The 13271-nt window shown below is 34.3% G+C and carries 13 protein-coding genes; all 13 read left to right on the top strand.

What is annotated here, in order from left to right; genetic code table 11:
• The coding region (locus PHE88_10805; protein ID MDD5688309.1) for a transporter substrate-binding domain-containing protein at positions 1 to 251 on the top strand (251 nt) is incomplete at its 5' end.
• Between the two features lie 265 nt (positions 252 to 516).
• Entirely contained in the window at positions 517 to 2451 is a 1935-nt protein-coding gene (locus PHE88_10800; protein MDD5688308.1) for a glycoside hydrolase family 127 protein, read from the top strand.
• A 156-nt stretch (positions 2452 to 2607) separates the two neighbouring features.
• Positions 2608 to 3684: a discoidin domain-containing protein gene (locus tag PHE88_10795; GenBank protein ID MDD5688307.1), complete on the top strand. Its 1077-nt coding sequence runs from the start codon at positions 2608 to 2610 to the stop codon at positions 3682 to 3684.
• Positions 3685 to 3870: 186 nt separating this feature from the next.
• Complete coding sequence (locus PHE88_10790) at positions 3871 to 4617, top strand: nucleotidyltransferase family protein (protein MDD5688306.1); 747 nt, start codon at positions 3871 to 3873, stop codon at positions 4615 to 4617.
• A complete protein-coding gene (locus PHE88_10785; protein ID MDD5688305.1) occupies positions 4592 to 5761 on the top strand; it encodes a galactokinase in 1170 nt (389 codons plus the stop codon). The genes PHE88_10790 and PHE88_10785 overlap by 26 nt, the downstream gene beginning before the upstream one ends.
• 172 nt (positions 5762 to 5933) lie before the next feature.
• Positions 5934 to 7259 (top strand): alpha-galactosidase, encoded by a 1326-nt coding sequence (gene melA / locus PHE88_10780; GenBank protein ID MDD5688304.1) that lies wholly within the window; start codon positions 5934 to 5936, stop codon positions 7257 to 7259.
• 97 nt (positions 7260 to 7356) lie between these two features.
• A complete protein-coding gene (locus tag PHE88_10775; GenBank protein MDD5688303.1) occupies positions 7357 to 8730 on the top strand; it encodes a GH1 family beta-glucosidase in 1374 nt (457 codons plus the stop codon).
• Positions 8731 to 8895: 165 nt separating this feature from the next.
• Positions 8896 to 10431, top strand: a complete 1536-nt coding sequence (locus PHE88_10770) for an ATP-binding protein (GenBank protein MDD5688302.1) — start codon at positions 8896 to 8898, stop codon at positions 10429 to 10431.
• A gap of 140 nt (positions 10432 to 10571) precedes the next feature.
• The gene (locus PHE88_10765) at positions 10572 to 10952 is read left to right on the top strand and encodes a response regulator (protein MDD5688301.1); all 381 of its coding nucleotides are present in this window, start codon (positions 10572 to 10574) and stop codon (positions 10950 to 10952) included.
• A 4-nt stretch (positions 10953 to 10956) separates the two neighbouring features.
• Positions 10957 to 11334, top strand: coding sequence for a response regulator (locus tag PHE88_10760; protein ID MDD5688300.1), 378 nt, complete (start codon positions 10957 to 10959; stop codon positions 11332 to 11334).
• Complete coding sequence (locus tag PHE88_10755; protein ID MDD5688299.1) at positions 11331 to 11702, top strand: response regulator; 372 nt, start codon at positions 11331 to 11333, stop codon at positions 11700 to 11702. Before PHE88_10760 ends, PHE88_10755 begins: the two co-directional genes overlap by 4 nt.
• Positions 11703 to 11713: 11 nt before the next feature.
• A complete protein-coding gene (locus PHE88_10750) occupies positions 11714 to 12073 on the top strand; it encodes a response regulator (protein MDD5688298.1) in 360 nt (119 codons plus the stop codon).
• 3 nt (positions 12074 to 12076) lie between these two features.
• A complete protein-coding gene (locus PHE88_10745; GenBank protein MDD5688297.1) occupies positions 12077 to 13240 on the top strand; it encodes a sensor domain-containing diguanylate cyclase in 1164 nt (387 codons plus the stop codon).
• Positions 13241 to 13271: the final 31 nt, after the last annotated feature.

Raw genomic sequence — 13271 nt, 5'->3', positions numbered from 1 at the left:
TAGATGCATTTGTATTTGACAAACCGTTTGCTGATTTTCTAGTATTGCAGCATCCCAAATTGAAGATACTTTGCGACCAGCTTAGTTTTGAATATTATTCATTTGCGGTAGACAAAGGTGATCCTGATTTTTTGAGATGGTTAGATTATTTCCTGGCGGAGTTAAAGTTATCCGGAGACTATGAAGTAATATACAACAAGTGGTTCAAAGACCAAAGCTGGAGAAACGTAAAAACCGAAAATGCCAAATGAAATATATAACTTGTCTTATTTTTTCAGGAACCTGTTATAATATCTATTTTTTATCCTGCCTGTTATTAAAACAACATCTATTTACATTAGATTTCACTAAACCTACTTGTGTAGTAAAAAACCAATTTCACATATTTCTGCATGAAGTCACTGGTATCAGATTAAATCAGTGTCGACAAAAATAAATGTAATTATTTTTGTAACGAAAACTGAATCCGATAAACGCGATATAACACCAATATTCGTAATAAATTCGTGAGGTGTTATGAAATTCGTGATGATTCGTGTGCATGAAGAGGCTTATATTAAAAACAATTCTAAATTAACTAAATTGAAATTTATACCGTTACCGCTTGGAAGTATTCATACGGATGGATGGTTACTTAACCAGCTTCATATTCAGGCAAACGGACTTAGCGGACATTTGGATGAATTTTGGCCGGATATTTCTGAAAGCGGATGGATAGGCGGAAAAGCCGAAGGGTGGGAACGCGGACCTTACTGGTTAGATGGCATAATACCTCTTGCTTTTCTTCTTGATGACGACAAACTTAAAAGAAAAGTAACTAAGTGGGTGGACTACATACTAAACCATCAGCATAAAGACGGTTGGTTAGGACCGGTAAAGAATAATAAAGGTATAGAATATGATCCATGGCCGGTTTTTCTGGTTCTTAAAGCAATGATACAATATCAGGAAGTTACGAAAGACAAACGTATTATACCTGCAATGGATAAGTTTTTTAGAAAACTTAACATATTGTTAGAAGATAAAACATTCTGGAACGGTAAAATATCTATGCTTGAATGGGGAAGACATAGATGTGCTGAATTGATACTTAGTATTTACTGGCTTTATGAACAAACTAATGAAAAGTGGCTTTTGAGTTTATCTAACAAAGTACATGCTAAAGGATATGATTGGAGTAAAAATTTTAATAAATTCAAATATAAAAATAAAACAAAAAAAGAAAGCTTTAATATGATTACACATGTTGTAAATAATGCTATGGCAATAAAATACCCTGGGGTATGGTATCGTCAATCGCACGCTAAAAAAGATAAAAATTCAGTTTATAAAATACTTGAAACACTTGATACATATCATGGTCAAATAACAGGTGTTTTTACCGGTGATGAACATCTTGCCGGCAAAAACCCATCACAGGGCACAGAACTTTGTTCTGTTGTTGAGTACATGTTTTCTCTTGAAATACTTGCGAGTATTTTAGGCGATGTATCTCTTTTAGATAGACTTGAACGTATAGCTTTTAATGCACTGCCCGCAACCTTTAGTCCGGACATGTGGGCACACCAGTATGACCAGCAGGTAAACCAGGTAATTTGTAAAGTTGCCGAAGACAGAATCTACACAACTAACGGACCGGATTCCAATATTTATGGCTTGGAACCTCATTACGGTTGCTGTACGGCAAATATGCATCAAGGCTGGCCAAAATATGCTTCGCATCTTTGGATGAAAACACAAGATAGCGGTTTAGCTGTTGTTGCATATGCCCCTAGTAAGGTAGTCACTAAAATTAAAAATAATCCGGTTAAAGTTGATTTAAAAACAGATTATCCTTTTGATGAAACATTACATTTTAAAATAACAGTAAAACAGCCTGTTAAATTCCCTTTATATCTACGCATACCGGCTTGGACAAAAAAGGCAACAATAAAAGTAAACAAAGAAAATTCTATTTCGGTGGCATCCGGGAAATTTTATTGTATTGACCGTAAGTGGAGTAAAACAACATCAATAACTTTACATCTACCGATGGAATTTAAAACTCAAAGACGTTATAATAACAGCATTAGTGTAGAAAGAGGTCCTTTAATTTATTCTCTTAAAATAGGAGAAAACTGGAAATTGATTAAAGGTAAATTACCTCATGGTGACTGGGAAGTACATCCGACAACACCGTGGAATTATGCGTTGAATATTAATATCGATGATATGGAAAAATCAATGCAACTTGAAAAAAAATCAATCGGTGATTGCCCATTTTCCCCGAAAGGAGCACCTGTCGCAATTAAGATACTGGGAAGTCGTATTCCTGAGTGGACATTGGAACATAATGCTGCAGGATCTATTCCAAAAAGTCCGGCAAACTCTTCTAAACCATTGGAAGAATTAATGTTAATTCCATACGGTTGCACAAATTTACGCGTCACTGAATTTCCAACTTTGGAATAATATATTTTTAATTATTTTATTATACTAGGAGGTGATTTTTGTAGATTAAATAAAATTATGGGAATTAGATTAGTAAATGTAAGAAAATTCCAATATGTTGTTTTATTTGTTCATTACACATTTCACGTCACACATTTTTTTAAGGAGCTAACTAATATGCGAAACTGGATAATTCTAGGAATAGTGTTTGGTATTTGTTTTACTTGCACGGGGCAGCTTGAGGCGAGGAAAAAAGTTATCAGTAAAAAAGTTGCTGCTACAAAACAAAGTGATGATAAAGGAAGTAAAACAGCTTCTAAAAAGAAAGGGTCAGTAACAGATATAAAGATTGAAGCAGAAGATTTTGACAAGGGTGGAGAAGGAGTAGGATATCACGACAAAGAAGCAAGGAATTTTGGGGAACAATACCGCACAGATGAAGGAGTAGATATAGAAGTTAATCCTGCCGGAGGTTATGATGTAGGCTGGGTTATGGCAGGTGAGTGGTTAAAATATACGGTAGATATAAAGACAGCAGGGACATATACAATAGAAGTGCAGGTAGGCGCAACTGGTAAGGGCGGAACTTTTCATATAGAGTTTGATGATGTAGACAAAACAGGACCAATGACAGTACCTGATACAGGTGGTTGGCAGACATGGCAAACAATAACAAAGACAGGAGTAAGTTTAAGTGAAGGGAAACACGTTATGAAGTTGGCGATGGACACTAACGGTGCAGGAGCAGTCGGCAACTTTGATTATATAATTCTTAAACTTGGAGGCGAACAAAGTGAATCTGCCACAGAAGAAAAACCGACCAAAACATCTGCTAAAAAACAAGACAGTGTTGCCGGTAATATAGCTAAAGGAAAACCTGTAACAGCATCATCCATAGAAAGCGGGGCAACACCTATAGAAGGGGCAGTAGATGGTGTAACATCAACACGCTGGGCATCAGCAGCTAGTGACCCTCAATGGATAAGAATAGACCTTGGTGCTGTTTATGATATTAAAAAAGTAATCCTGAACTGGGAAGCAGCATATGGTAAAGACTACGAGATACAAGTATCAAATGATGATACTAAATGGACAACAATATATACAAAGACAGATGGAATGGGTGGTGTAGAAGAAATACCGTTAAAAGGCAGCGGTAGATATATTCGGATGTATGGAACAAGAAGAGGGGTTGCAGTAGGAACAAAACTTTACGGATTTTCGTTATATGAATTTGAAGTATATTGCCAATAATCAAGATTGAGACCGGGAGACTAAAAAATTAGAGATTAGGATATTAGGAGACTAGGAGACTGGGAGACTGGGAGACTGGGAGACTGGGAGACTGAGAGATTAAGGTAAAACCCTAGTCTCATAATATCCATTCTCTTAGTATCAGAATTTATTAATCTCCGTTTTCCTAATCCCTGAATTTACTTTATGAAAGCTATAATTTTATGTGCTGGATATGCCACGCGACTATATCCTCTCACAAAAGACAAACCCAAACATCTTCTGACTATAGCCGGCAAACCGATGCTAGAATATACTATTGCAAAAATAGAACAGGTATCTGAAATTGATAGTGTCTATATCATAACAAATCATAGATTTTATCATTTATTTCAGAAATGGCTTTCAAACTTAAAAACAGAAAAAAAAATAGAATTGATTGATGACGGGACATCATCTGATGAGATAAAATTAGGTGCTATTGGAGATATGAAATTTGTAATAGATAAATTACGGGTTAATGACGACCTACTTGTATTAGCGGGTGACAATTTGTTTCAACTTAATTTAAATGATTTTGTAAAATTTTTCAAAACCAAAGGTACATCAATTGCAGTATATGATGTAAAAAGTAAAGATTTAGTACAAAAATATTCCGAAATAAGACTCGATAATAAAAATCGTGTGGTTTCATTTGTTGAAAAACCTGCTAAACCGGAAACAACTCTTGCTGCTATTTGTATGTATTTGTTTCCTAAAGAAAAGTTAGATTTGGTTAATAAATATTTAGCGGAAGGCAACAGCCCGGACCAACCTGGCAGGTATATCCAGTGGTTACACAAGAAAGAACTTGTCTATGGATTTGTATTTTGTGATAACTGGTATGATATTGGCGATATAAACCAATATAAACAGGCAAACAAGGAATATGAAGAACAGAATAGCAAATCTTAAAAAAGAATTTCAAAAAAGATTTGGTAAAAGCGGTGATATACGCATATTCTCTGCACCGGGCAGAGTTAATCTTATTGGTGAGCATACAGATTATAACGGCGGATATGTTTTACCAATAGCGATTGACAGGAATGTTTTAGTTACCGCAACAACTAACGGTGAGAACATTCTAAGATTGCAATCTCTTAATTTTGAAAAGAGCTCAACTTGTTCTTTAGATAAAGTGACGTATAATCAGAAAGACGGCTGGGCTAATTACCCTAAAGGTGTAGTAAAAATATTACAAGAACAGGGACATAAACCTAAAGGAATTAATTTCCTTTTTGAAGGTAATATTCCTATAGGTAGCGGATTATCTTCTTCTGCGGCTATAGAAGTGGTAAGTTGTCTTGCAATAACTACTCTTTCGGATATAAAAATAAAAAAGCAGAATATACCTATACTCTGTCAAACAGCAGAAAATGAATTCATCGGGATGAAATGCGGTATAATGGACCAGTTTGTAATAACTTATGCAAAGAAGAACACAGCTTTATTTATTGATTGCCGCAGTCTCGAATATGAACATATACCCCTTTCAAATCCAGGTATATCTATTGTTATAGCGGACACTAAGAAAAAAAGGGAATTGGTGGATTCTGAATATAATACCCGACGAGAACAATGTGAAGAAGGAGTCAAAATATTGAAACAATATTTAACTAATATAAACCAACTGCGGGATATATCATCTGACCGGTTTGAAAAATTTAAAAACAAGTTACCATTTATAATCCGTCAGCGATGTGAACATATAATCTATGAAAATGAGCGGGTATTGAACGCTAAAATATTATTGAAAAAATCTATGATAAAAGAATTTGGAATATTAATGAATGAATCTCACAATTCGTGTAAAACATTGTATCAAATAAGTTGTCCTGAACTTGACACAATTGTTGAAACAGCACAGAATATTAAAGGGGTCTTAGGTTCAAGAATGACAGGTGCCGGCTTTGGAGGATGTACAGTAAGTTTAGTAAAGAAAGAAAGCATAAATGAATTTACCGAAAAAGTATCTACAATATATAAGAAGAAATTTCAAATAAAACCAGAGTTCTATATTTGTAATGCAGAAGATGGTGCAAAAAAGATAAAAGATTGAAGCTTAGAGAATTGGGAAATTAGTTGATTAGAGAATTAGGGAAGTCCAATGTCGTAGTTGCAAAGCTTGCTTTGCTAAATTGGTTATACAGACTCTTGTTGAAAACCTACTTGAGTCTTCCTTTTAACCCTAAAACTCTAACACACACATCACTTATAGGAGATTATTTTTTATGGCAAGAATCGTATTTATTGGTGCAGGAAGTTTGGGGTTTACCCGTAGTTTAGTCAGGGATATACTGACATTCCCTATTCTTAAGGACTCAACATTTGTCCTTATGGACATACACAAAGAACGTCTTGAGTTTGCCAAAAAAGCTGTTCAGAGTATTATAGACAGGGGAAACTATCCGGCTAAAATAGAAGCAACGATGAATAGGAAAGAAGCATTAAAAGGAGCAGATGCAGTGTTATGTACCATCCTCGCAGGTGGTGTAGATATTTGGCGATATGATATAGAAATTCCAAAAAAATATGGCGTTGATATCAATGTAGGGGACACTCGCGGACCTTCGGGTATTTTCAGGGCTTTGCGTACCATTCCTGTAATGTTATCCATTTGCCGTGATATGGAGCAACTATGTCCTGATGCAATCCTACTTAATTATACAAATCCTATGGCGATGTTATGCAGGGCAATGCAGAAAAAATCATTTATAAAACTCACGGGTTTATGCCATAGTGTTCAAGGAACAGCAGGGATGCTTGCAGAATGGATAAATACACCAATGGAACAAATAACATATGTTTGTGCAGGAATTAATCACCAGGCGTGGTATATTGAGTACAAAAAAAACGGTAAAGACGCTTATCCGCTAATACGTAAAGCTGTCCAAAGAAAAAACATTTATAATAAAGAACTCGTTAGAAATGAAATGTTCCTTCATTTGGATTACTATGTTACAGAATCCAGCGGTCATAATTCAGAATACAACTGGTGGTTTAGGAAACGCCCTGACCTAATAGAGAAATATTGTACGCACGGTACCGAATGGAACCCAGGAAAATACGCGTATATTCTAAAATTATATTCTAAAGTTGGTAAAGAGTGGAAAAAAGATGTTAAGAAATGGTTTAAAAAAGGCGCACCTATGTCTTTAGAAAGAGGACACGAATTTGCATCATATATTATTAACGCATATAAAGGAGGAGAACCGTTTGAATTCAACGGCAATGTGCCTAACACGGGCATAATAACTAATTTACCTGACAATGTATGCGTAGAAGTTCCTGTTCTTGCAAATAAACGGGGGTTTAATTCTATTCATGTTGGAGCGTTACCGCCGCAATGTGCGGCACTGAATAATATAAGTGTCGCTGTTGAAGAAATGGCAGTTGAAGCAGCAATAACCGGAGATCCCAGATTAGTATTTCAAGCAATTATTTATGACCCGCTTACTGCAGCAGTATTATCGCTGGCAGAAATAAAAAAGATGGTATCTGAAATGCTGGCAAAAAATCGTAAATATTTACCGCAGTTTAAGTCTATAAAAATTTGAGATTGTTAAAAATTTAACAATCTCTGATTACACAGATTAGACGATGTCTCTGCGTAATCGGTTTTCAAAATCTGTGTAATCAGCGGCTTAAAACACTATGTCAAAAAAAATATTAAAGTTTCCGGATAAATTCATATGGGGTTGTGCTACAGCATCTTATCAAATTGAAGGTGCATGGAATGAAGACGGCAAAGGCGAATCTATCTGGGACAGGTTTAGTCATACACCGGGGAATATTGCCAATGGCGATACAGGCGATGTTGCATGTGATCATTATCACCGTTATAATGAAGACATAGATTTACTATCGGAACTTGGGGTAAAAGCTTATAGGTTTTCTATTTCCTGGCCAAGAATCATACCTTTAGGTACAGGAAAAATTAATAAACAAGGATTAGATTTTTATGACCGTTTAGTTGACAAATTATTAGAAAAAGATATAATACCCTTTGTCACGCTTTACCACTGGGATTTACCGCAGGTATTAGAGAGTAAAGGTGGGTGGCGTGTTAAAGAAACTTCATATGCTTATGCAGATTATGCAAAAGTAGTTACTGGGCAGCTTTCAGATAGAGTAACTAATTGGATGACTTTTAATGAGATGCCTTGTTCGGCAGCAGGATACATCGGAAAAAGTGATGCACCGGGTATTAAGGAATCTCCAAAAGTCGTAAACCAAGTTCGACACAATTTACTTCTTGCACATGGGTTAGGGGTTCAAACAATTAGGAAATATTCAAAAAAACAACCGGAAGTTGGTCTCGCTCAATGTTTTAGTGTAAAAATACCAAAAACCAGTACCCCTGCAGATTTCACAGCTGCAAAATATGCTTGGTTTGATTCAAGTGACTGGATAGGCGGAAATGCGTGGTGGCTTGACCCGATATATAAAGGAAAATATCCACAGAAAATGTGGGAAGAAAAAGGCAAAGATGTTCCTGATATTACAAACAAAGAAATGGAGATTATTTCAACAAAAATGGATTTTTTAGGTCTTAATATTTATACAGGTTCTGTAGTTGAAGCAGATAACACTCATAATTCCAAAGGATACCGTTATGTTCCATATGCACCTGATCATCCTAAAACCGCTATGGGGTGGGAAATAAATCCTGATTGTATATATTATGGGCTTAAGTTTGTCGCAGATATGTATAATGTTCCAAAGTTTTATATTACTGAAAATGGATGCGCTTTTGATGATAAAATTTCATCTGATGATAAAATTCATGATTCGTATCGTATTGATTACTTAAAGAACCATTTTATCTCTGCACGTAAAGCAATCACTGACAAAATCAAACTTGCCGGATATTTTGTCTGGTCTCTAATGGATAATTTTGAATGGGCTAGTGGTTATAAAAAACGTTTTGGAGTTATTTTTGTTGATTATAATAATTCTCAAAAGAGAATTTTTAAAGATAGTGCATATTGGTATAAAACTGTTATAAAACAAAATAGTATAATTTGAAATATATTATATCGGAAACTGAACCCGATACACACGGATATACTAAAATAAAAGCAAATGTCACAAATTAAATACGAATATTTGTAACAAATTCGTGAGGTATTATAAAATTCGTGATAATTCGTGTGCACGAGTAAAACGAGTGCTTATTTTAAGGGGGAAATCATGCTCAATAAAACGAAATGGTTAACTATTTGTGTAATTCTTGCTAGTGTCGCTGTTGCTTTTGTATTTAAACGCTCTCTCGATAAATATCTCATTACTTTTCTTTCAATATCATTATCTCTGATATTAACAACCATTGTTGCAGTAGTATTATTGGCATTTGCCTTTAAACCGGTAACCAAACAATTGATTGGTCTAAATATATCTTATGAGCAATATAAAGAAGCGACAAATTTACTTGAAATATCAAAAAAAGAATTAGAACAAAAAAACAAAATGCTTAGACAGAAAACAGATACACTAACAACACTCAATCGTATTAGTAAAGCAATGGTATCAACAGTAGACCTTGAAAGAATTTTGGGTTTGATACTTGAAGCTGTTCAAAAAGAACTCAACTTTGACAGAATAGTGATTTTACTTATAAACAATAACATACTGGAACCCGAAAGAGGTATAGGAATAGAAGAGTCAGACCTTAAAAAACTTAAAGTATCTTTAGATGAAAAAAATAACTTTGTTGTAAAAACTATCATAGAAGCAAAACCAAAGATTTTCACATCAGTAGAAGACGACATTTTGCCATCCAGTTTTACAGAATTGTATAAGAACTTAAAACCCAACCTTTTCGTTTCGTTACCTTTAATATCCAAAGAAAAAGTAATAGGGCTGCTTCTCATTGATACTATCGCATCCCAAAAACCGATAGAAGAAAGAAATATAAGAGAACTGGTAATATTTACAAATCAAGCCGGTTTGGCGATAGATAATGCCCGGTTATTTGAAATGGAAAAGAATTTCACCGACGAACTGAAAAAGCAGGTAGAAATTGCAAAAAAAGAACTTGAACACGCACAAATACAACTTATAAAATCAGAACGATTATCTGCGTTAGGTGAAATGGCAGCGGTAGTAGCACACGAAGTCAGAAATCCCATGGCGTCAATACGTGCCAGTGCTCAGAGAATAAGCAAGAAAATACCTGATGATAATCCAAACAAGAAATATACAAATTATATCATAGAAGAAGCAGACAGGTTAGAACGGGTAGTCAGGGATATTTTAACTTTTTCCAGGGAAACTGCTCCGCAATCAGAACCAAATGATATAAATAAACTCATAGAAGATATTTTATATTTTATTCAGCCGGAAATATCATCATCAAAAGTAAATCTTATAAAAGCACTTGAACCTACTATTTCAAAAGTAAAAATAGATCCTGCGCTTATAAGACAGGTATTACTTAATATTATACAAAATGCATTAAATTTCCTTGCTAATAGTGAAAGGAAAGAGCTTAAAGTAGCAACAATGCAAAATGATGGTCACATAACAGTTGAAATATCAGATACAGGTCCAGGTATCCCGGAAGAAAATATTAAAAAAATATTTGAACCCTTTTTTACGACAAAACCAAGCGGTACGGGTTTAGGACTGTCTATATCTAACAGAATTATTGAAGCACATAATGGCAAAATAGAAGTCGAAAGCAAATTAAAACACGGAGCAACTTTTAAGATATTACTGCCTATTTGATTTAAGATAGTTTTTGTTGGAAAAGACACAAAAGATTATACAGTCTTACGATGTATTCCTGCTCTGAACCAGTATCGGTTCGGGGTGAATACAGTCAGTGGCTGTTGAGGTTTTTTTCGACAGACACAGCAGGAGGGCAAATGCCGGAAACAATTTTAATAGTAGAAGATGAGTTGCATCTTCGAGAACTCGTTCATGATGAACTTGTAGAGAATAACTATAACGTTCTTACTGCTGAAAATGGTGCAACAGCTTTGAAAATAATAGAAGAAAAAATGCCCGATTTAGTAATCCTTGATATGAAGCTGCCAGACATTTCAGGCACTGAGATATTAGCGGCTATAAGACAATATAATACACAAGTTCCTGTTATAATTTGCACGGCAATTCCACAACCAAAACTTAAGACATATTACGACCGCTGGGCAAATGTTGTTATATCAAAACCTGCTGATTTAGATTTATTATTAAAAACAGTAAAAGAATTGCTTGACAAATACAACCAGTTAAGGAAAATATAATTTTGTGAAAAAAATACTTATTATAGAAGATAATAAACATTTATCCGAAATATTCAATGAAGTATTTGAAGAAAATGGATATGAAGTTAACACAGCGCTAATGGGTGCAAATGCAATTAAATTTTTGCAAACCACCCAACCTGATGTAATAATATTGGACATGAGATTACCTGATATTGACGGCTTAAAAATATTAGAACAAATAAGAAATATTTGTAAGAATAAAACACAGGTAATTATTTATACGGCATTTGAAGAATATAGACAAACTTGTCTCCAGGTTGAAAATATAAATTTTTGCACTTTTATTTTGAAACCGGCGCCGGTAGAAACGATTTTATCAGAAGTTGAAAAATTATTAAATAAAACTATTTTAAAATGAAAAAAATTCTTATTGCAGATGATGAAAAAAATTTAAGTCAGATATTCAAGGATGAACTTGAAGATTTGGGATATAGTGTTGATATAGTAGAAACAGGGCTTACGGCAATAAGTTACATAGAAAATGCAAAACCTGATTTAGTTATATTGGATATTAGTCTTCCGGACATAAATGGAATTAAAGTTTTACAGCAACTGAAAGATGAATATCCTGCTCTCCCTGTCATAATGTGTACCGGTTATGGACAATTTGAAGAATATTACCAAAGATTCACAGATAAAGAAATAGAATTCTATAGCTATCTTGTAAAACCCATTGCACTCGAAAAACTCGTAACTACAGTTAAAAACGCAATTGGTGAGCCATAAAAAGGAGTAATATGAAAACGATAATTATAACTGAAGATGAAAAAATACTTGCGGATGTCGTAAGCGATGAACTCAGGGAAGCAGGATATAATGTTCTGGTTGCAGGAACAGGACAAGAATGTTTTGATTTATTAAAAACAACTGTTCCGGATTTAGTTATATTAGATATTAAACTTCCTGATATGAGCGGTTTAAGGGTTTTAGAAGAAGTAAGACGCAAATCCACTGTTTTACCGATAGTAATATGTACTGCGTATGACTCTTTCAAAACAGACTACGAAGTTTGGGCATCAAAAATATCCGATTATATTGTAAAACCTGTAGATTTAGACGAACTAAAGGAAAAAATAAAGAAAGTTCTTGGTGAATAATGAATGCTATTAGTTATTTTTCTATTCCTTCTTGCAATTTCCTTTATTGAAGTTTTGGGATGGTTAAACCCTTTATTCCGTTATCTCGTTTTTGGCGTTATTTTTACGTTCCTGTTGTATCAATACTATAAAATCAGACAACTCGGAAAAGAAAGATTACTCACCCAAGAAGAACTCACAAGAACAAACGAAATTATTCAGAAATTGCTTACTACAACAAATTTCAACAAATTACTATCTTTAATAATTGACAACCTAATAAGAGAAAAACGTTTTTGTTCAGTTTTTATATATAAGCTGGAAGAAAACAGCACTCTTAAATGCATAGCAACTAATGGTGCTGTCGCCCTAAAAGGTATTAATAAATTTACATTTGTACCGGAACAGGATAAAATGATAGAGCGGACCATTAGGTTAAAAACACCGATTACAATTCAAAATACAGGAGAAAATCAGCTTATAGACAAGGAAATAACAGAAAATCTGAAGTTAAAACAATTTATACTATTACCGCTTGCAGTCCAGGACAAAATACTGGGTTTAATTATTATCGGTAATGATAAAGATAAAATAACTTTTACGTCAAAAGATATCGCTATCTCAACCGCAATTTCTAATCAGGCTGCAGTTGCTTTACAAAATGCACAACTTTACCTGAAAATACAAGAACTGTCAATTATAGATGAACTGACACAAGTATATAACCACCGGTTTTTTCAACAGCGGATAACAGAAGAAACAGAACTAGCAAAAAGATATAACAGTATTTTATCATTAGCTATAATCGATATTGACCATTTCAAAAATTACAATGATAAAAACGGCCACCTTGCAGGAAATGATTGCATTAAGCAAGTGGCTAAAATAATATCTCAGAGCTTAAGAAGAACTGATATTGTATCAAGATATGGTGGAGACGAATTTGCATTAATTCTTCCGGCCACAGATAAATATGGAGCCATAAAAATACTGGAGAAAATAAAAACCGATGTAGAAAAATATCCGTTTGAATTTAGACACAATCAACCCAATGGTAAGCTTACAATAAGTGTAGGTGCCTCTATATATCCGCAAGATGCCAAAGAATCTATGGAACTTATTAATATCGCGGACAAGTCATTATACAGGGCAAAAAAGCTGGGCAGAAATAGAGTAATAGCTCATTAAATATCTGGAAGTGGGAATTTAACTACTGAAT

Source organism: Elusimicrobiota bacterium (assembly GCA_028718185.1).
Classification (GTDB): domain Bacteria; phylum Elusimicrobiota; class UBA8919; order UBA8919; family UBA8919; genus JAQUMH01.
This window is presented reverse-complemented; position numbering and strand designations above follow the sequence as displayed.

Bases quoted from the DNA above. Each gene is read 5' to 3' on its own strand.
- PHE88_10800 (MDD5688308.1), top strand. From the start codon at position 517: ATGAAATTCGTGATGATTCGTGTGCATGAAGAGGCTTATATTAAAAAC.
- PHE88_10795 (MDD5688307.1), top strand. From the start codon at position 2,608: ATGCGAAACTGGATAATTCTAGGAATAGTGTTTGGTATTTGTTTTACT.
- PHE88_10790 (MDD5688306.1), top strand. From the start codon at position 3,871: ATGAAAGCTATAATTTTATGTGCTGGATATGCCACGCGACTATATCCT.
- PHE88_10785 (MDD5688305.1), top strand. From the start codon at position 4,592: ATGAAGAACAGAATAGCAAATCTTAAAAAAGAATTTCAAAAAAGATTT.
- melA (MDD5688304.1), top strand. From the start codon at position 5,934: ATGGCAAGAATCGTATTTATTGGTGCAGGAAGTTTGGGGTTTACCCGT.
- PHE88_10775 (MDD5688303.1), top strand. From the start codon at position 7,357: ATGTCAAAAAAAATATTAAAGTTTCCGGATAAATTCATATGGGGTTGT.
- PHE88_10770 (MDD5688302.1), top strand. From the start codon at position 8,896: ATGCTCAATAAAACGAAATGGTTAACTATTTGTGTAATTCTTGCTAGT.
- PHE88_10765 (MDD5688301.1), top strand. From the start codon at position 10,572: ATGCCGGAAACAATTTTAATAGTAGAAGATGAGTTGCATCTTCGAGAA.
- PHE88_10755 (MDD5688299.1), top strand. From the start codon at position 11,331: ATGAAAAAAATTCTTATTGCAGATGATGAAAAAAATTTAAGTCAGATA.
- PHE88_10750 (MDD5688298.1), top strand. From the start codon at position 11,714: ATGAAAACGATAATTATAACTGAAGATGAAAAAATACTTGCGGATGTC.
- PHE88_10745 (MDD5688297.1), top strand. From the start codon at position 12,077: ATGCTATTAGTTATTTTTCTATTCCTTCTTGCAATTTCCTTTATTGAA.